Origin of the sequence: Staphylococcus sp. IVB6214 (assembly GCF_025558585.1) — a bacterium.
In the GTDB taxonomy this organism is placed as follows: Bacteria; Bacillota; Bacilli; order Staphylococcales; family Staphylococcaceae; genus Staphylococcus.
In genome coordinates this window covers 1,109,439-1,130,376 of sequence record NZ_CP094723.1, presented here as the reverse complement: position 1 = coordinate 1,130,376, position 20,938 = coordinate 1,109,439, and the positions used below count along the sequence as shown (strand labels likewise).

Annotated in this window: 23 protein-coding genes, 1 pseudogene and 1 riboswitch; of the genes and pseudogenes, 17 read left to right on the top strand and 7 right to left on the bottom strand. The window is 36.2% G+C overall.

Annotation, left to right across the window (positions count from 1 at the left end):
- Positions 1 to 4 precede the first annotated feature (4 nt).
- The 4 genes and pseudogenes from MUA51_RS10875 to MUA51_RS05450 all read left to right on the top strand — a co-directional run.
- Positions 5 to 458 (top strand): annotated as a pseudogene (locus MUA51_RS10875) (biotin/lipoyl-containing protein); the annotation flags it as partial.
- Positions 449 to 1,237 (top strand): dihydrolipoamide acetyltransferase family protein, encoded by a 789-nt coding sequence (locus tag MUA51_RS10870; protein ID WP_481906525.1) that lies wholly within the window; start codon positions 449 to 451, stop codon positions 1,235 to 1,237. The pseudogene MUA51_RS10875 and the gene MUA51_RS10870, both read left to right, overlap by 10 nt.
- A 91-nt stretch (positions 1,238 to 1,328) precedes the next feature.
- Complete coding sequence (brxB, locus tag MUA51_RS05455; protein WP_095116875.1) at positions 1,329 to 1,766, top strand: bacilliredoxin BrxB; 438 nt, start codon at positions 1,329 to 1,331, stop codon at positions 1,764 to 1,766.
- Between the two features lie 12 nt (positions 1,767 to 1,778).
- A complete protein-coding gene (locus MUA51_RS05450; RefSeq protein WP_262558224.1) occupies positions 1,779 to 2,759 on the top strand; it encodes an aromatic acid exporter family protein in 981 nt (326 codons plus the stop codon).
- Between the two features lie 65 nt (positions 2,760 to 2,824).
- Here the strand turns inward: MUA51_RS05450 and prli42 are convergent, their stop codons facing one another.
- Complete coding sequence (prli42, locus tag MUA51_RS05445; RefSeq protein WP_157728689.1) at positions 2,825 to 2,926, bottom strand: stressosome-associated protein Prli42; 102 nt, start codon at positions 2,924 to 2,926, stop codon at positions 2,825 to 2,827.
- A 163-nt stretch (positions 2,927 to 3,089) separates the two neighbouring features.
- On the opposite strand from prli42, the gene MUA51_RS05440 reads away from it, so the two are divergent.
- Both MUA51_RS05440 and gndA read left to right on the top strand, forming a co-directional pair.
- Entirely contained in the window at positions 3,090 to 4,199 is a 1,110-nt protein-coding gene (locus MUA51_RS05440; RefSeq protein ID WP_262558216.1) for a M20/M25/M40 family metallo-hydrolase, read from the top strand.
- A gap of 80 nt (positions 4,200 to 4,279) precedes the next feature.
- The gene (gene gndA / locus MUA51_RS05435; RefSeq protein ID WP_262558215.1) at positions 4,280 to 5,683 is read left to right on the top strand and encodes an NADP-dependent phosphogluconate dehydrogenase; all 1,404 of its coding nucleotides are present in this window, start codon (positions 4,280 to 4,282) and stop codon (positions 5,681 to 5,683) included.
- Between the two features lie 55 nt (positions 5,684 to 5,738).
- Here the strand turns inward: gndA and MUA51_RS05430 are convergent, their stop codons facing one another.
- The gene (locus tag MUA51_RS05430) at positions 5,739 to 6,596 is read right to left on the bottom strand and encodes an AraC family transcriptional regulator (RefSeq protein ID WP_262558213.1); all 858 of its coding nucleotides are present in this window, start codon (positions 6,594 to 6,596) and stop codon (positions 5,739 to 5,741) included.
- 315 nt (positions 6,597 to 6,911) lie between these two features.
- Positions 6,912 to 8,396 carry a glucose-6-phosphate dehydrogenase gene (zwf, locus tag MUA51_RS05425; protein WP_262558212.1) on the bottom strand — a complete coding sequence of 495 codons (1,485 nt, stop codon included), beginning with the start codon at positions 8,394 to 8,396 and terminating at the stop codon, positions 6,912 to 6,914.
- 155 nt (positions 8,397 to 8,551) lie between these two features.
- Here zwf and rnz point away from each other — a divergent pair, with 155 nt between their 5' ends.
- Entirely contained in the window at positions 8,552 to 9,469 is a 918-nt protein-coding gene (gene rnz, locus MUA51_RS05420) for a ribonuclease Z (RefSeq protein ID WP_262558211.1), read from the top strand.
- Between the two features lie 46 nt (positions 9,470 to 9,515).
- On the opposite strand, the gene proC is transcribed toward rnz, so the two are convergent.
- Positions 9,516 to 10,337 carry a pyrroline-5-carboxylate reductase gene (gene proC / locus MUA51_RS05415; protein WP_262558210.1) on the bottom strand — a complete coding sequence of 274 codons (822 nt, stop codon included), beginning with the start codon at positions 10,335 to 10,337 and terminating at the stop codon, positions 9,516 to 9,518.
- A 78-nt stretch (positions 10,338 to 10,415) separates the two neighbouring features.
- On the opposite strand from proC, the gene MUA51_RS05410 reads away from it, so the two are divergent.
- Positions 10,416 to 11,183, top strand: a complete 768-nt coding sequence (locus tag MUA51_RS05410; protein ID WP_262558209.1) for an SDR family NAD(P)-dependent oxidoreductase — start codon at positions 10,416 to 10,418, stop codon at positions 11,181 to 11,183.
- 75 nt (positions 11,184 to 11,258) lie between these two features.
- On the opposite strand, the gene MUA51_RS05405 is transcribed toward MUA51_RS05410, so the two are convergent.
- A complete protein-coding gene (locus tag MUA51_RS05405) occupies positions 11,259 to 12,167 on the bottom strand; it encodes an aldo/keto reductase (protein ID WP_262558208.1) in 909 nt (302 codons plus the stop codon).
- Positions 12,168 to 12,243: 76 nt separating this feature from the next.
- Here MUA51_RS05405 and MUA51_RS05400 point away from each other — a divergent pair, with 76 nt between their 5' ends.
- The 3 genes from MUA51_RS05400 to xerD all read left to right on the top strand — a co-directional run bounded on the left by MUA51_RS05400 (position 12,244) and on the right by xerD (position 14,255).
- A complete protein-coding gene (locus MUA51_RS05400; protein ID WP_262558207.1) occupies positions 12,244 to 12,786 on the top strand; it encodes an NUDIX domain-containing protein in 543 nt (180 codons plus the stop codon).
- 96 nt (positions 12,787 to 12,882) lie between these two features.
- Positions 12,883 to 13,341 carry a ferric iron uptake transcriptional regulator gene (gene fur, locus MUA51_RS05395; RefSeq protein ID WP_262558206.1) on the top strand — a complete coding sequence of 153 codons (459 nt, stop codon included), beginning with the start codon at positions 12,883 to 12,885 and terminating at the stop codon, positions 13,339 to 13,341.
- Positions 13,342 to 13,367: 26 nt separating this feature from the next.
- On the top strand, positions 13,368 to 14,255 hold the full coding sequence (xerD, locus tag MUA51_RS05390) for a site-specific tyrosine recombinase XerD (RefSeq protein WP_262558205.1): 888 nt from the start codon (positions 13,368 to 13,370) through the stop codon (positions 14,253 to 14,255).
- 61 nt (positions 14,256 to 14,316) lie between these two features.
- On the opposite strand, the gene MUA51_RS05385 is transcribed toward xerD, so the two are convergent.
- Positions 14,317 to 14,841, bottom strand: coding sequence for a DUF309 domain-containing protein (locus MUA51_RS05385; protein ID WP_262558204.1), 525 nt, complete (start codon positions 14,839 to 14,841; stop codon positions 14,317 to 14,319).
- Positions 14,842 to 14,935: 94 nt separating this feature from the next.
- On the opposite strand from MUA51_RS05385, the gene MUA51_RS05380 reads away from it, so the two are divergent.
- The 6 genes from MUA51_RS05380 (at position 14,936) to MUA51_RS05355 (ending at position 20,518) form a co-directional block, all read left to right on the top strand.
- Positions 14,936 to 15,670 carry a segregation and condensation protein A gene (locus MUA51_RS05380; protein WP_262558203.1) on the top strand — a complete coding sequence of 245 codons (735 nt, stop codon included), beginning with the start codon at positions 14,936 to 14,938 and terminating at the stop codon, positions 15,668 to 15,670.
- Entirely contained in the window at positions 15,654 to 16,202 is a 549-nt protein-coding gene (scpB, locus tag MUA51_RS05375; protein WP_262558202.1) for an SMC-Scp complex subunit ScpB, read from the top strand. The genes MUA51_RS05380 and scpB overlap by 17 nt, the downstream gene beginning before the upstream one ends.
- Positions 16,199 to 16,939 (top strand): pseudouridine synthase, encoded by a 741-nt coding sequence (locus tag MUA51_RS05370; RefSeq protein WP_262558201.1) that lies wholly within the window; start codon positions 16,199 to 16,201, stop codon positions 16,937 to 16,939. Before scpB ends, MUA51_RS05370 begins: the two co-directional genes overlap by 4 nt.
- A gap of 214 nt (positions 16,940 to 17,153) precedes the next feature.
- The gene (locus MUA51_RS05365) at positions 17,154 to 17,879 is read left to right on the top strand and encodes a response regulator (protein ID WP_262558200.1); all 726 of its coding nucleotides are present in this window, start codon (positions 17,154 to 17,156) and stop codon (positions 17,877 to 17,879) included.
- On the top strand, positions 17,863 to 19,608 hold the full coding sequence (locus MUA51_RS05360; RefSeq protein ID WP_262558199.1) for an ATP-binding protein: 1,746 nt from the start codon (positions 17,863 to 17,865) through the stop codon (positions 19,606 to 19,608). The genes MUA51_RS05365 and MUA51_RS05360 overlap by 17 nt, the downstream gene beginning before the upstream one ends.
- A 156-nt stretch (positions 19,609 to 19,764) precedes the next feature.
- Positions 19,765 to 19,897, top strand: a riboswitch (FMN riboswitch).
- 69 nt (positions 19,898 to 19,966) lie between these two features.
- Positions 19,967 to 20,518 (top strand): ECF transporter S component, encoded by a 552-nt coding sequence (locus MUA51_RS05355; RefSeq protein ID WP_262558198.1) that lies wholly within the window; start codon positions 19,967 to 19,969, stop codon positions 20,516 to 20,518.
- 97 nt (positions 20,519 to 20,615) lie between these two features.
- Here the strand turns inward: MUA51_RS05355 and MUA51_RS05350 are convergent, their stop codons facing one another.
- A complete protein-coding gene (locus MUA51_RS05350) occupies positions 20,616 to 20,864 on the bottom strand; it encodes a ferredoxin (protein WP_044358884.1) in 249 nt (82 codons plus the stop codon).
- Positions 20,865 to 20,938 lie beyond the last annotated feature (74 nt).

Genomic DNA, 20,938 nt, shown 5'->3' with positions numbered 1-20,938 from the left:
ATCAATGGAAATTAAAATGCCAAAACTAGGTGAAAGTGTGCATGAAGGCACAATTGAGCAATGGCTTGTTAGTGTTGGAGATCGTGTAGAAGAATATGATCCACTCTGTGAAATCATCACGGATAAAGTGACTGCTGAAGTGCCTTCTTCTTATGCTGGTGTTGTGACAGCACTTCACGTCGAACCAGGAGATATTGTCTCAATCGGCACAGTGATTTGTTCAATAGAAGTCGAAAATAGGTCACAATACGAAGATAATCATGCGTTAGCTAATTCATCTTCACCAGCATCTGAAACAACTGAATCTTCAACATTGGACAGTAAGTCATTTACTGAGAAAAACAATGGTCGCTATTCACCCGTGGTGTTCAAACTTGCATCAACACATGAAATAGATTTGAATCAAGTACCAGGTACAGGTTTTAATGGCCGTGTCACTAAAAAAGATATGCTCCATTATATTGAAACTAACAAACAAGCCCAAAACAAAACGTTAGAGCAAAAACCTAAGACCATAGATGATTCAAATGATACTCAAGCAGATAAAACAATACCCGTTAATGGGGTACGCAGACAAATTGCAAATAAAATGGCACAAAGTGTGCAAGAGATACCACATGCTTGGATGCAAATTGAAGTCGATGCCACTGAATTAGTAAAAACACGTGAACATTATAAAGGATCATTTAAAGAACAAGAAGGATACAATCTAACCTATTTTGCATTTTTTATTAAAGCAGTCGCTGAAACTTTAAAAAAATACCCGATGTTAAACAGTTCTTGGCAAAATGATGAGATAGTCATTCACGATGATATCCATCTTTCCATTGCCGTTGCACATAATGACCAATTATATGTGCCAGTTATTCACCATGCCGATGAAAAATCAATCAAAGGTATAGCGAAAGAGATTCACACATTAGCTAAAAAAGTACGTAATAATCAATTAACGACATCAGACATGACAGGTGGCACATTCACAGTAAACAATACCGGAACGTTTGGATCAGTAAGTTCTATGGGCATTATTAACCATCCACAGGCCGCCATCTTACAAGTGGAGTCAATTGTTAAAAGACCTGTGATTATCAACGATATGATTGCTATTCGTCATATGGTGAATTTGTGTCTTTCAATCGATCATCGCATATTAGACGGCCTTCAAGCTGGTATGTTTTTAAACGATGTAAAACAACAAATCGAACACATAACATTGGATCAAACTTCGATTTATTAAGTGGTAATTTATGCATCTAAAGTATTCAGAAATTGAATTGATATGAAACCTTTAGTAAAATGAAAATATATCAACAACGGAGGTAGATACAATGGACTTAAGTTTCGATTTATATATGAACAATGTTGTTCAACAAGCACGTGAAGATTTGGTAAAAGCTGGATACGAAGAATTAACAACTGAAGAAGAAGTAGATAACGTATTCAAACAAGATGGAACAACACTTGTGATGATTAACTCAGTTTGTGGCTGTGCCGGTGGTATGGCGCGACCAGCAGCACAACATGCTTTACACTATGATGTTTTACCTGACCGCTTAGTTACAGTCTTTGCAGGTCAAGATAAGGAAGCAACACAACGTGCACGTGATTACTTTGAAGGTTATGCACCATCAAGCCCTTCATTTGCTTTGATGAAAGATGGTAAAATCACTGAAATGATTGAACGCCATCAAATCGAAGGCCATGACACAATGGATGTTATTACGCAATTACAACGTTTATTTGATAAATATTGTGTAGCAGAGTAAGGAGTGGACCGTATGTTACGTTTGAATCCATATCGAATTGGGTGGCGAACGATTAAAACTGCGGTCGGTATGGCACTAGGTGTAATTATCGCCAAGCTAATGGGATTAGATAATTATGCATCTAGTGCCATTTTAGTTGTCCTATGTATAAAGGACACTAAAATGAACTCCGTTAAAGCCATTTGGTCTCGTCTCGTTTCCTGTATGATTGCTATGGGATTCGGTGCCACCATTTTCCCATTACTTGGGCAACATGCCTGGGTATTAGGTCTTATCGTGTTGTTTTTTATCCCACTCACAGTCATGTTTAATACGCAAGAAGGTGTCGTGACAAGCATCGTTATCTTATTGCACTTTTTCAATGCTACAACCATTGATATGAGCTTAATTTTGAATGAAATGATGCTCTTGTTAATAGGTCTTTCCATCGCTTTTATCATGAATACATTTATGCCAAGTTTTGACAAAGAATTGACAAGTTATCAAAATGATATCGAAGCACAAATACGTCATATATTTTATACATACAGCACGATGTGCTCAAAAGATACAAAGACATGTGACTTGTCATTTGATCAGTTGTTATTAACGATTCGAAAAGCAAAATCAATTGCCTTTCGTGACGTTAAAAATCACTTTGTCAGAAACGAAAATAGTTTTTATCACTATTTTGATATGCGACAAGATCAAGTTGACATCCTCCAACGGATTCATTTTAACTTGAATCATATGACAGTGGATGATGTTTTACTTCCTAAAGTAGCACAATTGTTTAAAGAAATGGCAGACAATGTGAATGAAAATAATTATACAGCGATGCGCTTACACATGTTGTATGACATCAGGTTACAAATAGACGAATTACCATTGCCAGATTCTCATGATGCACTTCACACACGCGCAAGTATTATTCAAATTTTATACGATACAGAAGCTTACCTAAATATTAAGTCAAACTTTGGGTCACTCAAGCTATATCATGAAGTCGGCTAATGTTTAAGAAGTGTAAAAAAAGGATGCCCATTCAATTGTTTGGGCATCCTTCTATATTTAAGTCATTACATGCTTAATAATGGCGCAACACCTGTTAATATTAATGACACGATAATTGCTAACAACATCACAATAAGCAATACTTTTCTAAACTTCTTGTTTTGCACGTTAAATTGCCTCCATTTACCTTATATGTTGATTCATGTTTAGTATTAACACAAATTATAACATCTTTAAAATATATTTCTCAAGTCACATTGAAACATATACATTTTGCAAAATGATCAAATTTCGATACACTTATAATGACGTAAAAAGGGGGAATTAGGCATGATTAATCAAGAACGTTTATTAAATACTTTTTTAGAGTTAGTTCAAATTGACTCGGAAACTGGTCATGAGGAAACGATTCTACCGATCTTAAAAAATAAGTTTGAACAACTTGGATTGATTGTAAAAGAAGATGATGCAAAAGCAAAAACAGGATTTGGTGCAAATAATTTAATTTGTACATTACCTGCAACTGATGACAGTAGAGAAAAAATCTATTTTACGAGTCACATGGACACAGTAGTGCCTGGTAAAGGGGTAAAACCCATAATTGAAGATGGTATGATTAAGTCTGACGGAACAACGATATTAGGTGCAGATGACAAAGCAGGACTGGCAACTATTTTGGAAGTTCTTCAAATCATTCAAGAGAATAACTTGCCACATGGACAAATCCAGTTTGTCATTACTGTAGGTGAAGAATCAGGTTTAGTCGGTGCAAAAGCATTGAATCCTGATGATTTAGATGCAGCATACGGTTTTGCAATTGACTCTGCCGTACCAGTTGGTAACTTTACAATCGGTGCACCTTATCAAATGCAAATCAAAGCAACGGTTCATGGGAAAACAGCACATGCAAGCACGCCTGACAAAGGGATCAGTGCAATCAATATTGCTGCCAAAGCAATCAGTCAAATGAAACTTGGAAAAATCGACCATGAAACGACTGCAAATATTGGTAAGTTTGAAGGTGGAGGTCCAACGAATATTGTGACTGATCTTGTAAATATTTGGGCAGAAGCACGCTCTCATTCAGAAGAAAAAATTATCGCTCAATCTGAACATATGCGTGAAACATTTAAAAACACAGCAAAATCATTCGGATGTGACGCAGAAGTTTCGGCAGAGCTCGCATACCCAGGATTTCTAGTAAATGAAGATGAAGTTGTCTATCAAAAAGCACAAGCTGCAGCAAAATCTATCGGTCTAATTGGCGAACCAATGATTGGTGGCGGTGGATCAGACGGTAATATTATCAGTCAATTTGGTATTCCAACTGTTATTCTTGGCGTTGGCTATGAAGCGATTCACACTACTAATGAAACGATTGCAATTCAATCTTTAGAAAATCTTGTAAAATATGTATTGAAACTAATAGAGATTGCCTAATTTTGCACAGTATAAGTGTTTGAAATCATATAATGTGATACAATTAACCCGTAATTTATAATAAGAGAGGTAAGTAGAATATGACACAACAAATTGGTGTAATCGGCTTAGCGGTTATGGGAAAAAATTTGGCATGGAATATTGAGTCACGCGGATACAGTGTATCTGTATACAATCGTTCAGCGGACAAAACAGATCTCATGGTCAAAGAATCAGCAGGCAAAAACATCGTTCCAACTTATTCCATTGAAGAATTTGTTCAATCACTCGAAAAACCACGTAAAATTTTATTGATGGTTAAAGCAGGAGAAGCAACAGATAAAACAATCGAAACATTATTACCATTACTCGATAAGGATGATATTTTAATCGATGGTGGTAACACAAACTATCAAGATACAATCCGACGCAACAAAGCACTTGCTGAAAGTGGTATTAACTTCATTGGTACAGGTGTGTCAGGTGGCGAAGTAGGTGCACTTACTGGTCCTTCAATGATGCCAGGTGGTCAAAAAGAAGCTTACGAAAAAGTAGCAGATATTTTGGCGTCTATCTCTGCAAAAGCAGCAGACGGCACGCCTTGTGTCACATATATTGGACCGAACGGTGCAGGTCACTATGTAAAAATGGTTCATAACGGTATTGAATATGCAGACATGCAGTTAATTGCTGAAAGTTATAACATGATGAAAAACTTACTCGGAATGGATCACGAAGAAATTTCAGCAACATTTAAAGAATGGAATACTGGTGAATTAGAAAGCTACCTTATCGAAATTACAGGTGATATTTTCACAAAACTTGATGAAAATGGCGAACCACTTGTTGAAAAAATTATGGATAAAGCAGGTCAAAAGGGAACAGGTAAATGGACGTCTATTAATGCATTAGAACTCGGTGCACCACTGACAATTATTACAGAATCTGTATTTGCACGCTTTATCTCTTCATTGAAAGCACAACGTGTACATGCATCATCATTATTAAATGGTCCGAAAGCAGCATTTGATGGCGATAAATCAGCATTTTTAGAGAAAATTCGTCGTGCTCTATACATGAGTAAAATTTGCTCATATGCACAAGGATTCGATCAAATGAAATCTGCAAGTGAAGAAAATGAATGGGATTTACAACTAGGAGAATTAGCAATGATTTGGCGTGAAGGTTGTATTATCCGTGCACAATTTTTACAAAAAATTAAAGATGCATATGATAAAGATGCAAACTTACAAAATCTTCTACTTGATGACTACTTCAAAGAGATCGTCACTGACTATCAACAAGCACTTCGTGATGTGGTTGCAATGGGCGTTCAAAACGGTGTTGCAATCCCTGGATTTGCGGCAAGTATTAACTACTATGATAGTTACAGAAGTGCAGACTTACCAGCAAACTTAATCCAAGCACAGCGTGACTACTTCGGTGCACACACGTATGAGCGAAAAGATAAAGAAGGTACATTCCATACTCAATGGACAAACTAACATTTAAAAAAGCTGTACGTTATCAAAACATAAGATAACGTACAGCTTTTTCTTTTTATCCGTTTTCGATGTTCACAGGCACACAGAGTTGAATCTTTGTAAATGCATCATCAAAAGAAAGTTCGAGTGGATATATTTCTAAATACAATCTGTTTCTTTCATATGGTAGCGTTAATTGTAAGCTTGTTTCGATGTAGTGCCACGCTTCACTTGTTGCATAGTCAATCTCACCTTGCAAATTAAAAACCGCAAATTGTTGCTCTGATAAATAACGGTCTTCTAGATGTGCAGGGAACCGCTCACTCGCAACACCGACAAATATTTCAAGTCCATGATCAAGTGGACAACTCACCACGAATAATTCATGAGGACTTCGGTCATTATATCGGATGATATCCTTTAAACGACCGTCTGTTTGTAAGTCTTCTAAAAAGTCGGGAATAATGAAATGATCATCTAATTGTTCAGTTGGTATAAATCGAGAATGTCCGACTAGTGATAAATCACCAATGTTTTCTAATCGATATGGGTAGGGAGAATTCGATGTTGTTGTTAGTTTTAAGTAGAGTCGGTCTTGAATCTTGAGTTGATCTTGCTTCGCCTTAGCTTGTAAAGGTGATACACCGTGATAATCACTAAAATCATGTGCAAAAGTATTTGCATCTGGGTAGCGATATCGCTTGGCCAAATCTATCAAGCGATTTGCACCATGAATAAGATCATGTGCTGCCAATGTCAAACGTCTTGCACGACAGTATTGAAAAGGGGTGACACCTACAATCATTGTGAAAGATTGTTCCAAATGATAAGGAGAAATCCCAACGTAATCACTTAATGTTTGAAAATCAAATGATTCTAATAGGTGATCTTCAATATATACAATGGCTTGTTGTACATGTTTGATAACGTCCAAAATGGTCACTCCTTAAATAAAAAATTTTACATTGTTCGTATATCATTATATTAAAAATTATGTGCATCAATGGCAATGAAAATAATTTGATAAGCATTTACGTAGTCATATGAAGAGAAGGATATAGCGGTGTTGAAAAATATCTTATTAATCCACTGTTTCATGTTTGAAAAGTTTGTGCTTCATTCAAAGGTCTGTGCCATTCATGGATGTCTCAGTCCTATATAAGTTATTATAAATGAAAAAAGACTAAGTTACACGGATAATTATGTAACTTAGCCTATTTTATAAATTGTACATAGAAAAGCCATGCAATTATTGAATATCTTCCCACCATTTAAAGCCATCTCGACTCAAAAGTAAATGACTGTCTAATGGACCGTTTGTACCAGATGTATAGTTTGGAAACTCTGGTTCAAATTTGTTCCATGCCTCTTGGATTGCATCAACAAATTTCCATGTTGACTTTAATTCTTCCCAGTGTGTAAAGTTTGTTGCATCACCTTTTAAGCAATCATACAACAAGTTCTCATAAGCATCTACCGTATTCATTTTGTCTTGTGCACTCATTGAATATGAGAGTTGAACAGGTTCTGTTTCGATACCTTGCACATATTTTTTACCATTTAAATGAATAGACACGCCTTCGTTCGGTTGAATGTTGATAACTAGAAGATTAGAATCTAAATGCTGATCTTTATCATAGTATAAGTTCATTGGGACTTCTTTGAATTCAACAACAACTTGAATACATTTTCGCTTCATTCGTTTACCCGTACGAATATAAAAAGGGACACCTGCCCATCTGAAATTATTAATCATGACTTTACCTGCTACAAAGGTAGGTGTTACAGAGTCTTCAGCCACCTTATCTTCATCTCTATAAGCCACAACTGATTCACCATCAATCTCACCCGCGGCGTATTGACCACGAACAAAGTTATGACGTACTTCTTCAGGCTCGAGAATATTCAATGACTTCAACACTTTAACTTTTTCAGAACGAATGTCATCACTATGCAAACTGATAGGGGGTTCCATTGCTAATAAGGCAACCATTTGTAACATGTGGTTTTGAACCATATCTTTCAACGCACCACTTGATTCATAGTAACCGCCACGATCTTCAACACCTAAAACTTCTGATGAGGTTACTTGAATATTAGAGATATATTTATTATTCCATAACGGCTCAAACATTGCATTGCTGAATCGTAAAACTTCAATATTTTGAACCATATCTTTTCCGAGATAATGATCGATACGGAAAATCTCTTTTTCTTTAAATGAACGTCTAATCTGTTTATTGAGTGCTTCTGCAGATTTTAAATCTGTACCAAATGGTTTTTCAATTACAAGACGTTTGAAACCAGATGTTTTCGTTAAACCAGATGATTTTAAATAATCTGTGACAATACCAAAAAATTGTGGTGCCATTGCTAAATAAAACAATCGATTGCCTTCGAGTGAAAATTGTCGATCCAAGTCATTACTCAAAGCTAACAATTCTTCATAACTTTTTTCGTTATTAACATCTAATTGTTGATAAAAAACATGCTGCATAAATTGGTCTAAATGCTTCGTGTCATGAACATGTGCTTGAATTGATGCTTTGACTTGTGCTCTAAAATCATCAACTGTTAAATCACGGCGACCAATTCCGACAATCGCAATTCTATCGTCTAGATTATCTTGTTGAAATAAATGAAATAACGATGGAAATAACTTACGGTGGCTTAAATCACCAGTAGCGCCAAAGATTGTAATAAGCGCAGGAATATGATTATGTGTCTTATTCAAGATTCAAAACCTCAATTCTTCGTAGTGTAATACGTTCTCATTATAAAACATGAGTACCGCATCGGTCATATATTCTGCTTTATTATATCATGCTATATTTTTAAGCACGGTTCAACTATAATCTATGGTAGGATAAACGCTAAGGAGGCGTAACGATGGAAATCATTTTTTTCGGAACAAGCGCAGGGTTACCAACTAAAGAGAGACATACGCAATCTATCGCACTAAAACTAGAACCCTACGCAACTGATATTTGGCTATTTGATGTCGGAGAAGCAACACAACATCAAATCTTACATCATTCGATTAAGTTAGGAAGGGTAAGCCATATCTTCATTACACATATGCACGGCGATCATGTTTATGGATTACCAGGTGTTTTGACTAGCCGATCATTTCAAGGTGGGGAAGGGAAGCCGCTAACAATCGTCGGCCCCAAAGGTATAAAAGCCTATGTTGAAGCAACTTTAACTTTCACTCATGTTCATCTCAATTATCCTTTACATATTATCGAGATAGATCAACAACTCGACTTAACAATCGATCAATTTGAAGTGCAGGCTCGTATGCTCAATCATGGTGTACCTTGTTTTGGTTATCGTGTACAAGCACCAAGCACACCTGGCACACTAGATGTTGCTAAATTGAAAGCAATTGGTATGGAACCGGGGCCACAATATCAACAGGTCAAAAAATATGACACTTTTGAATTTGAAGGTAAGACCTATGATGCACATCAATTTAAAGCACCTAACAAAAAGGGGCCAATTGTTGCAGTTTTTGGTGACACAAAACCTTGCGACAATGAATACATATTGGCTCAAAATGCAGATGTTATCGTTCACGAAGCAACATACATTGAAGGTGACAAGCAACTCGCCAATGATTATCATCATAGTCATATTGATGATGTACTCGAATTAATCGTACATAGTAACGTGAAACACGCCTTGTTGACACATCTGAGCAATCGCTATACTAAAGATGACGTTAAGGTTATCGATCAACAATTGAAAGCGTCACAAACCGCTTCATTTCAATTCGTACATGATTTTGATGCATACCAATTTTAAAAAAATAAGACGGTAAAATGATTTGTGTTCATTTTACCGTCTTATATTATGATTCATTTTCTTCTTGTTCTGAAAGTTCCACACTACGCTCAACTGCTGCATTCAAACAATCTTCAAATATTCCTTCTATATCATAGTTGGACAATGCATTCAAACCTGCTTGCGTTGTCCCACCTTTAGATGTGATATTTTTTCGCAATTGTTCCATACTAAGATCAGAACGTTCAATCATCTTACTCGTTCCGATAATCAGCTCACGAATGGACTCTTCAACTTGTGATTTATCAAGTCCTAACTTAGTACCGGCATCCACATATTTTTCAAAGACATGGTACAAAAATGCTGGGCCACTTCCTGTGATCGCTGTGACTTGGTGCAGATGATCTTCCTTCACTTCAATTGCTGAACCAAAAGCATTAATGACTTCTAACACCTCATCTTTAGACTTCGGGCCAAAGTTTCTTGAAAAACTTAGTCCTGTAACAGAATGACCAACGTGTGCATTCGTATTCGGCATAATACGTGCAATAGGATTTGATACATCAAGTGCCTCGCGGATATATGAAATTGGTAGTCCCGCCATAATTGAAATAAACTTATTCTTTGGATCGATATGTGCATGCATACGTTCCGCAAGTTCATTAAAATCATGTGGTTTTGAACCTAAGAATACATAATCTGCATCTTTTAATAACTCTGAATCATCATAGCTATAATGAATCCCTAATTCTGACTGATATTGTTGTAATGCCGCTTCGTTTGAGCGATTTGTTAAATATATGTTTTCTGCTGGTAATACATGAGAGTTAATAATGCCTGTGAAGATAGCGTGTGCCATATTGCCTGCCCCATAAAAAACAATTTTCATTTACTTTTCACTTCCTCATCTCTTTTCTATCTTTTATACTAACATAAATAAGATTTTGGACAAAAAAGGAGTTTTATTATGAATGGGACACACTATCTTGTGACCGGTGGAACGAGTGGTATTGGTTATGAAGTTGTAAAACAACTGCATTGCAAAGGTGTCAATCTGACTTTACTTGTTAGAAACGAAGCGAAAGCACATCATGTATTCCCACGAAAAAGCTTCCCAAATATTAACATTTTAGTATGCGACTTAAATGATCGCACAACAGTAGAATCATTGTCATCCTATTTTCTACAAAATGATGTGCAGTACGATGGTCTCATATATAGCGCAGGATTGGGCTTCTTCAAATCATTAGAATCACATACGTCCGATGAAATCTTGACGACTTATCAACTGAATACCATTCACTTTTCCATATTATTAAATATTTTAAAACCTTACTTAATCGAAAATCCAAAAATTGTCGTTTTGAGCAGTATGTCAGGACTTGCGACACAACCTTATGCAGCACATTATGCAGCTAGTAAGGCAGCGTTAATACAAATCCTAAATGCTCTGCGCATCGAAGAACCATCTTATCACGTTTTAAATGTGATATTAGGTCCCGTGAAGACACCTTTTCATGATCACGCCGATCCTCTTGGAACATTCAAGCGTAAAACAGCAGTATTTATGTTAAAACCAGAGCGTGTTTCAAAGATTATAATCGTTGCCATGGAGAAAGGGCGCCAAGAACTACGTGCACCGAAATGGATGTCGATCATGCTAAGATTTTACTCATTGGCTCCGAGAACAATTGAGAAAATAGCAAAACCATTTTTTATGAGTAAAATGCAATAAAAATAAGCCAAAAATGTGATCTTGGGCTCCCCTTTAACAGAGAAGTTCCAACAACATTTCTGGCTTTAATCTTTGTTATTTTAAGTGTTGTGTATAGTTTAAATCTTTAACAATTGCTCTTGCTTTCTCGACGATTTCCGGATCAATTGTTTGATTATACTGTGTAACATTTTGTCTTAATTGTTCAGATGAACTAGCACCCACGATGATAGCACCCAATGCATCAAATGATTTTAAATAACTAAATGTAAGTGCCGTTAATTCAGGCTCTATATCGTATAGTTGAGAAACTGTCTTTTCAAGTGTGGCAACATCATAGTCAAAAATACCATCTTTGAATTTCTGAGTACATGCTTTGCTATAATTTTGCGTGAGTAATCCTTTAAATACTGGCCCACGTGCCAATACTTTTACACCTTTTTCATGTACTTCATCCATCAGCATTTCAGGGCGGTTATCAATTAGGTTGAATTGTGACATTAGTACTTCTATATCACTATTTGCTAAATAATACCGAATAACGTTAGGGCGAATAGAAGACAGACCATACGCTTTAACCAGACCTTCATTTTTAAGTTCTTCAAACGCACTGATCGTCTCATCGAGTGGGTCTTCAATCGTACCACCATGTAACATATATAAGTCTAGATGTTCTAATCTGAGACGTCGTAATGACTGTTTAATGTTCTCTTTAATATATTTCTTTGAAGGGTTCCATACCATATCCCCATTCGGCTTGAATTGGTTCCCAACCTTCGTACCAATCACGATATCGTCTCGTTGTTGATACTGACTTAAAATATTCCCAACAATTTTTTCGTTTTCACCCTTATCATAAATGTCTGCTGTATCGAAATAAGTAATACCTGATTCGAGTGCTGTTTCTATAATTTCTTGAGCTTGTTTTTCATTCGTTCCGAGACTCATGCATCCTAAACCTAACTCGGATAGTGCGAGACCACTTTTCAATATATTTTTTTGCATGATGATTCTCCTTCCGATAAACTTTATATGTATTATCATATCAAAGAGTTTACGTAAAATAAAAGGAGTGGCATTTATGAATTTTGAAGAAAAGACCATTGAAAAGGAATCCATATATCAAGGACGAATTATTGATGTGGAAAAACATCTTGTTTCATTACCAAATGGGGAAACAGCTTTACGTGAAGTGGTAAAACATAATGGTGCCGTTGCAGTATGTGCAGTTACACCAGAAGGAAAAGTAATACTTGTTAAGCAATTCCGTAAACCATTGGAACAAACACTATTAGAAATACCTGCTGGAAAGCTAGAACCCGGTGAAGATCGATTATCTGCGGCTATGCGTGAACTAGAAGAAGAGACGGGATATCGTGCATATACACTTCAACATATTGGTGACGTGTATGGTACACCAGGCTTTTCAAATGAATTAATATCTATCTATTTTACAGATGATATTGTAAAAGGAGAAATGAATTTAGATGATGATGAATTTGTTGAGACAATTCTTTATTCATTATCAGATATAGAAAATGCTGTAAAAAACCGTGAAATCAATGATGCGAAGACTTTAATTGCTTTCCAACACGTATTATCAGTTTATAATCATTCTAAATAATAACGATGAAATGATTGCTTTTTTTCTCATTTACTGGTATTTTATAGTCATATAAACAATACTAATTTTAATTATCAGTAGAGGAGTGAAGCTGCCGTGGAAGAACGACTTAATCGCGTGAAGCAGCAATTGCAGCAATCATCGTATAAGTTGACACCCCAACGTGAAGCAACCGTACGTGTACTTATCGAGAATGAGGCAGACCACCTCAGTGCAGAAGATGTGTATTTGAAAGTAAAAGAAAAAGCCCCTGAAATTGGACTTGCGACTGTATATAGAACTTTAGAACTATTAGCGGATATTAAAGTTGTTGACAAGGTAAGCTTCGGTGACGGCGTGTCTCGTTTCGACTTGCGCAAAGAAGGTTCTAAACACTTCCATCATCATCTCGTTTGTATGGAATGCGGTCGTGTGGATGAAATTGACGAAGATTTATTGCCTCAAGTTGAAGAACGTGTGGAAAATGAATTTGACTTTAAAATTTTAGACCACCGATTGACTTTTCATGGCATTTGTAAGACATGTCAACAAGCAGGTAAAGGCGCAGACGCATAGGAAACTATGAGAATCGAGGTCATAGTATGGAAGAAGTCCGAGATGAATATTTAAGATTTATACAGCTTGAAAAGGGCTTATCTGCAAATACGATTGCTGCATATCGCCGTGACTTAAACCAATATATCGAATTTTTAAAATCACAAAAAGTGGGGCAGTTAGATTTTGTAACACGGGATATCATACAACAATGCTTTGCTGAGCGTCATGATGAAGGCCATTCGGCTAAGTCAATTGCACGTTTCACTTCCACCATAAGAAGCTTTCATCAATTCGCATTACGAGAACGATACACTTCTCAAGATCCAACTGTACTGATTACGACACCAAAATATGAACGAAAGTTACCAGATGTGTTATCTATCGATGAGGTTGATAAATTATTATCTTCTTTCGATTTAAGTAAAACAAATGATTATCGCAACCGTACCATGCTCGAGTTACTTTATGCGACAGGTATGCGTGTATCCGAATTAATCTTTGTTGAAATACAAGATATCAACTTAGTGATGGGCTTTGTCAAAGTGTTTGGTAAGGGGAATAAAGAACGAATTATCCCACTTGGAGAAACAGTTATTCAATATTTGACACACTACCTTGAAGAAGTGCGCCCACAACTACTTAAAAAAACAGTCACCGATGTGTTATTTCTCAATCTACACGGTAAACCATTATCACGACAAGGCGTCTGGAAAATGATCAAACAAGTAGGTGTTAAAGCTGGTTTAACGAAACGCTTAACTCCGCACACATTGCGTCACTCATTTGCGACACATCTGTTAGAAAATGGGGCTGACTTGCGTGCAGTACAAGAAATGCTTGGACATTCCGACATTTCAACAACACAGCTATATACTCACGTCTCCAGTACACAGATTCGTAAAATATATCAATCATATCATCCGAGAGCGTAGGTTAACGCTATAAAACTCAAAGACTAGTAAACAAAAAGTTTGCGACGGCACTTTTCGTTTACTAGTCTTTGTTGTTATCATCGTCCACATGACGTAATCTTAACGCATCATGACGGGCTTCAATTACAGGTGTTCGATCTCGAAGCCGATGATGATGCACAATGTCTGGTGTATCGACAATGGTCGTATTTACCATGTAATCGGTATAGGTGTCCTTTAAAGATTGCTTTATCTCTTCTAACAATGGCAACACAATCGGTCTAAAGGGTGTGTGTTGCTCAATGTCGATGCATAACTGTTGTATTTGTGTTCGAAGTGCATTCGGTTGTAAACCAAATGATGCAATGATTGAATCTTCATATTGATTGATAATTTTTTCAGACTTTTTGTAGGTACGTAACGCACCTTGTAAGTTGTGACGGCGATAATGATAAGATGCTGTCGCAAATAATATTAAACTAACAACAAAGTCATCTTTTGCATAGTGATTTTGTTGTTTCCATGCATCTTCTAAAATATCATGACATAAAAAATAGTGTTGCTTTGTGTGAAACTGATAATAAAATGCTAATAGTGCGTCTTGCACAACAATCACTCCAAAAATTTATTCTCACTCATAAACATGCTATAATAATTTTTGGTAAGATGCACTTAACATGCAAAATTAGAGAGGCTTTAATATGTATGAAGTAAAATTAGACGCCTTTAATGGCCCTTTGGATTTATTACTCCATTTAATTCAACAATTTGAAATCGATATTTATGATATTCCGATGAATGCATTGACTGAACAATATATGCAGTATGTTCATGCAATGAAACAATTAGATATTAACGTTGCAAGTGAATATTTAGTGATGGCCTCTGAACTGCTTATGATCAAAAGTCAGCTTTTACTTCCAGATCATTCAACTGATGAACTGATTGATGAAGACCCACGTGAAGCATTAGTAGGCAAATTATTAGAGTATCAAAATTATAAAGAATATGCAGAGATGTTGAATGATAAGAGAGAAGCACGTACGCATTACTATACGAAAACAGCAACGGACCTATCTAAATACGAATTGACAGAAAGAATTCCTGAAGGGACACACATTGATCTGACAAAGTTAATCGTTGCTTATCAAAAAATGAAGCATCGAATTGCACTTAAAAAGCCAAAAAGTGTTGATATTCAAAAGGAAACATTTACGATTCAACAATCAACAGATCACATCTATCAACAACTTGATCAACGAGAAACGGTTACATTTTTTGATTTATTCACATTTAATGAATCAATAGAACATGTTGTCACATACTTTTTAGCATTGTTAGAGATGGCAAAAACCGGCATGATACAACTACAACAAATTGAAGCATTTCACAATATTCAAATCACTAAAGGAGTCAACTATGGAACACAATCTTAATGCAGCAATTACTGCTTTGCTTTATACAGTTGGAGAAGATGGCATTGAAGCGGAGCAGTTAATCAGCTCGTTAAACATTGATGAAGCGACTTTAGAAGAAGCAATGTCAGGACTAACATTGCCGGGTCTTACAGTCCAAAAGTATGGCAATACGTATGTAATGACAACCGAGAAAGAGATGGAACCTTATATTGAATCACTCATTCTGAATAAAGTCTCTACCAAGTTATCACAAGCTTCGATGGAGGTGCTGGCGATTATAGCATATAACCAGCCAGTCACACGAAGTGATATAGAGCTCATACGAGGCATTGCTTCTGATGGTCCTGTGAAAACACTCATAGCCAAAGGATTGGTCGAACCGAAACAACAACCCGATGTCAGAGGGCAGCAGTTATACACGACTGATTTGTTTTTAAATGTTTTTGGCTTAAATCATCTCGATGACTTACCAACAACTGACGAAGAAACCGAAGAAATCGAATCATTTTTTAGTAATCTTGTTAACCAGAAAGGACAAAACAACATATGAGTAAAGAGTTAGAACGTTTACAAAAACGCATTGCAAATAGTGGTTACACGTCACGCCGTAAAGCTGAGACTTTAATACAAGAAGGTAAAGTACAGGTGAATGGTAAGACAGTTACAGAGTTAGGAACAAAGGTACGTCCTTCAGATGAAGTGTCAGTTGAAGGTGTGCCATTAGAACTAGAAGATAAGTTGTATATTTTATTCTATAAACCAACACAAGTCATCACAAGTGTTTCTGACGATCGTGGACGAAAAGTCGTCACAGATTACTTTGATGATTTAGAAACGCGCATTTATCCTGTTGGACGTCTTGATTATGACACGTCAGGCTTATTACTTTTAACCAATGATGGAGAATTTACAAATTTGATGACTCATCCAAAATATAAAATTCCTAAAACATATATTGCGAAGATTGAAGGATATATTTTGCGAGAACAAGTGAAGGAACTCGAAAAAGGAATTGTGTTAGAAGATGGAAAAACACAACCAGCACAAGTGAAAGTTAAAAAACAAAACAAAGAGAAAAATACATCGCTCGTTGAGATAACTATAACAGAAGGACGTAATCGTCAAGTCCGTCGTATGTTTGAACATTTTGGCTTTAAAGTGAACAAACTTTCTCGCATAACATTCGGTCCATTGACTTTAAAAGCACTTGGTGCAGGTGAAGGGCGTGTCCTTTCTCCGCATGAAGTGAAAACTTTACGTCAACTGGCGCAAAGTAGCGTACAATAATCATTATTATTCAGTATCTCACATACTACAATCGTATGTTGAGATACTTTTTTTTATACCCAAAAGATGTCACCAATCTATCGGTATGCAAGATTAATAAAATATCAATTTAAAAGCGTGTAGACTATTAATTTTATTATCAAGTGTCAATCACAATATGATATAATAGGCATTGAATTGAGTTTAAATTAAACATAAGTGGGAGGTATGTCTTGTGACTAAGGAAATATTAGTCGTTGATGACGAAGACCGTATCAGAAAGTTATTAAGGCTATTTCTTGAGAGAGAAGGATATGAAGTGGCTGAGGCGAGCGATGGTCGTGAAGCCTTTGAACTAGCAACAAAATATGATTATGCGTGTATCTTGTTAGACTTAATGTTGCCAGAAATGGATGGCCTAGAAGTCGCAACGCGTCTTCGTGAGACAAAAGATACGCCAATCATTATGTTGACAGCAAAAGGTGAAGAGAACAACCGTGTTGAAGGGTTTGAATCTGGGGCAGATGATTACATTGTCAAACCATTCTCACCACGTGAAGTTGTTCTGCGTCTAAAAGCATTACTTCGTCGTACACAATCTGCAACTGCAGAACAGAACGAACCACACGCTCGTGATATGATTGAGTTTGAGCATCTGACAATTGATAATGATGCGCATAAGGTTTTAGCAGATGGCACACCTGTTAACCTTACACCAAAGGAATATGAGTTGTTGATATTCCTTGCAAAAACACCAAATAAAGTGTTTGATCGAGAACAGCTATTGAAAGAAGTATGGCACTACGAATTCTATGGTGATTTACGTACGGTCGATACACATGTTAAGCGTTTGCGTGAAAAATTAAATCGTGTTTCAACTGAAGCTGCATCTATGATTCAAACTGTTTGGGGCGTAGGTTATAAATTTGAGGTTACACAACCGGATGAAACGACTAAATAGCGTCGTAATAAAACTGTGGTTAACTATTATATTAATAGTAACGACAGTTTTAATTTTATTAAGTGCAGCACTGATTACATTTATTCAATATTACTTCACGCAAAATACAGAACAATCTTTATACAATAACGCAGAAAGTATTAGTGCCATCATAGAAAAAAGTGAGAATCGTCAAATGGCGATTAACCATAGTGAGATGCTGTTAGAAGGTAGTAAGGGCGTCATCATCTTACCAGAGAAAAACAATGCCATATCGAAGCATCCAGAGAAAAAAGAGATGCTAAAGTTTATTAACAAAGATGTAGATCTCAATAATATAAAACTCACGCAAAAAAAGGTCATAAAACATGTAACGATCAAGCTTGATGGACAAAAGAAATCATATTTACTGCTTGGCTATCCAACGTTAGATAAAGAAGGTCATAAGTCTGTCATCTATATATACGAGGATTTGAGAAGTATTTCCGATACGAATAACGTGATTGCAATTATTATTTTAATCACTGCAGTCATCTTCTTAATTATTACGACCATTTTCGCATTCTTTTTATCGACTCGGATCACAAATCCACTGCGTCAATTTAAAGAACAAGCACTGGAAGTTGCAAAAGGGCGGTACGACAAACAAGTACATGTCCAAACAAAAGATGAGATTGGTGAACTTGCGAGTGCATTTAACCAGATGAGTCACAATATCCAAAATCATATTGATGACATTACCAGTTCTAAAAATATTAGAGATACATTGATTAACTCTATGGCACAAGGTGTTTTAGGCATTAATCATAAACGACATATTATCTTATCGAATCATTTGGCACACAAAATGATGCTCGATATGAATCTAGATCACAAAGTATTATTTGATACGCAAATAAACGATACCTTTGAAAGCAAAACAACAGAATATCGTGAATATGAAATTAATCAAAAACATTACGCTGTGGTCATGAGTTATATCGATCAAATTCAATCTAATAAAGAAAGCGGCCTTGTTGTTATTATTAGAGATATGACACGAGAGCATCACATGGAGCAAATGAAGAAAGATTTCATAGCTAGTGTTTCTCATGAACTACGTACACCGATTTCACTATTACAAGGGTATACTGAATCCATTGTAGACGGAATCGTGACAGAACCAGAAGACATTCATGAATTTCTACTCATTGTTCTAGATGAAACGAAACGCTTAAGTCGATTGGTCAATGAGCTACTAGACGTTGCAAAGATTGATGCAGACGGTATTAACATCACAAAAGAAGTACGTCCGATGTCGGAATTAATCCATAAAATGTCGATGAAATATCGCCAACAAGCCAATGAACTGGCATTGACATTAGACTTCCAAACAGATGGCATCATGAATGATCTATGGGATTATGATTTTGATCGTATGGAACAAGTACTGACAAATCTTGTGGATAATGCATCTCGTTATACGAGACCAGGAGATACTATTTCAATTCAAGCTGAAGAAACTGACACTCATCAAATTTTAACTGTCAAAGATACGGGTGTAGGTATTTCTCCTGAACACTTAGAAAAGGTGTTTGAGCGTTTCTATAAAGTAGATGCTGCTCGTAAAAGAGGGAAAGAAGGAACAGGTCTTGGCCTCTTTATTACACGAATGATTATGGAAGCTCATCACGGTAAAATCACTGTGACAAGTGAAGTAGATAAAGGCACAACCTTTACCATTCAACTACCTAAGCATATAAATGAATAATTCAAAACAGAACGTTCTTCTTATTTCGTTTTCGAACAACGATAAGAAGAGCGTTTTTTGTCACTTGCTACCTTTTTAGTGACGACTTAGCCAAACATCTATATTGTATTTATTGATGTGATTCGTTAAACTTATGATAAATAAAATAATTGATTATTTCATCTTCGGGGTTGGGTGCAATTCCCTACCGGCAGTAATTTTTAAGCCTGCGACCCATAAATTTTTATTTATGGCTGATCTAGTGGAAGTCTAGAGCCGACAGTAACAGTCTGGATGGGAGAAGATGGAGGTTTCTTTGTGTTGCGCAAATGCCTCCTATTCGTGAAAGATGAAAGTCAGAAAAGGAGACATTTTAATCATGCAACAATCGAAACAAACAAGACAATTGATTATTGTCGGTATTTTAAGTGGGATTTCGGTGATCCTTATGTTCATCAAATTTCCATTACCTTTTTTACCACCTTATTTAACACTTGACTTTAGTGATGTTCCAGCGTTACTTGCAACATTTACATTAGGACCTATTGCAGGAATACTCGTTGAATTCATTAAAAACTTATTGAACTTCTTTTTCTATCTTGCTGATCCAGTTGGACCGGTTGCGAACTTTATTGCTGGTAGTAGTTTGCTACTCACTGCTTATGGTATTTATCGCTACAAGCCATCTACACGTGGCATGCTGATAGGTCTGGCAGCAGGTACGTTGATCATGACAATCGTACTTAGTATTATGAATTATTTTGTACTCTTGCCTTTGTATGGCATGATTATGAATTTAGCAGATATTGCGACAAATCTAAAAATCATTATCACAGCAGGTATCATACCTTTTAATATTATAAAAGGGTTTGTCGTCTCATTGTTATTCATCTTATTATATAAAAGACTAAAACACGTCCTTAAAATATAAAATAAGCAAACAAAAAGCGGTGTGATTGTGCACCGCTTTTTGTTTGCTTATCTATTTAAATTTAGCGCAATGTAGTGTACAATACGCATAAATTATATTATTCGAATTTTAATGCATCGCCATCAAAAGTTTCTTCTTCAACTTTGATAGAGTCAGTAGGGCAGCCTTCAAAAGCGTCCTCTAAATCTTCATACAGTTCTTCTGGTACCGGCGTTGTGCCTTGGTTATCATCTAAAATAACATAAGCGATTCCTTCATCATCATAGTCATAGATATCCGGGGCAGCTGCACCACAAGCACCGCATGCGATACAAGTATCCATATCAACAATCGTATACTTAGCCAAAATTTTCGCCTCCCTTTTCAAAGTGCCAGACTAACATTATAATTTCATTGTAGTTTGGATTTCTTAAATTTTCA

What these genes read in the sequence shown, in the direction of transcription:
- MUA51_RS10870 (WP_481906525.1), top strand. Translation starts at nt 449, where the DNA reads ATGCTCCATTATATTGAAACTAACAAACAAGCCCAAAACAAAACGTTA.
- brxB (WP_095116875.1), top strand. Translation starts at nt 1,329, where the DNA reads ATGGACTTAAGTTTCGATTTATATATGAACAATGTTGTTCAACAAGCA.
- MUA51_RS05450 (WP_262558224.1), top strand. Translation starts at nt 1,779, where the DNA reads ATGTTACGTTTGAATCCATATCGAATTGGGTGGCGAACGATTAAAACT.
- MUA51_RS05440 (WP_262558216.1), top strand. Translation starts at nt 3,090, where the DNA reads ATGATTAATCAAGAACGTTTATTAAATACTTTTTTAGAGTTAGTTCAA.
- gndA (WP_262558215.1), top strand. Translation starts at nt 4,280, where the DNA reads ATGACACAACAAATTGGTGTAATCGGCTTAGCGGTTATGGGAAAAAAT.
- rnz (WP_262558211.1), top strand. Translation starts at nt 8,552, where the DNA reads ATGGAAATCATTTTTTTCGGAACAAGCGCAGGGTTACCAACTAAAGAG.
- proC (WP_262558210.1), bottom strand. Translation starts at nt 10,337, where the DNA reads ATGAAAATTGTTTTTTATGGGGCAGGCAATATGGCACACGCTATCTTC.
- MUA51_RS05410 (WP_262558209.1), top strand. Translation starts at nt 10,416, where the DNA reads ATGAATGGGACACACTATCTTGTGACCGGTGGAACGAGTGGTATTGGT.
- MUA51_RS05405 (WP_262558208.1), bottom strand. Translation starts at nt 12,167, where the DNA reads ATGCAAAAAAATATATTGAAAAGTGGTCTCGCACTATCCGAGTTAGGT.
- MUA51_RS05400 (WP_262558207.1), top strand. Translation starts at nt 12,244, where the DNA reads ATGAATTTTGAAGAAAAGACCATTGAAAAGGAATCCATATATCAAGGA.
- xerD (WP_262558205.1), top strand. Translation starts at nt 13,368, where the DNA reads ATGGAAGAAGTCCGAGATGAATATTTAAGATTTATACAGCTTGAAAAG.
- MUA51_RS05380 (WP_262558203.1), top strand. Translation starts at nt 14,936, where the DNA reads ATGTATGAAGTAAAATTAGACGCCTTTAATGGCCCTTTGGATTTATTA.
- scpB (WP_262558202.1), top strand. Translation starts at nt 15,654, where the DNA reads ATGGAACACAATCTTAATGCAGCAATTACTGCTTTGCTTTATACAGTT.
- MUA51_RS05370 (WP_262558201.1), top strand. Translation starts at nt 16,199, where the DNA reads ATGAGTAAAGAGTTAGAACGTTTACAAAAACGCATTGCAAATAGTGGT.
- MUA51_RS05360 (WP_262558199.1), top strand. Translation starts at nt 17,863, where the DNA reads ATGAAACGACTAAATAGCGTCGTAATAAAACTGTGGTTAACTATTATA.
- MUA51_RS05355 (WP_262558198.1), top strand. Translation starts at nt 19,967, where the DNA reads ATGCAACAATCGAAACAAACAAGACAATTGATTATTGTCGGTATTTTA.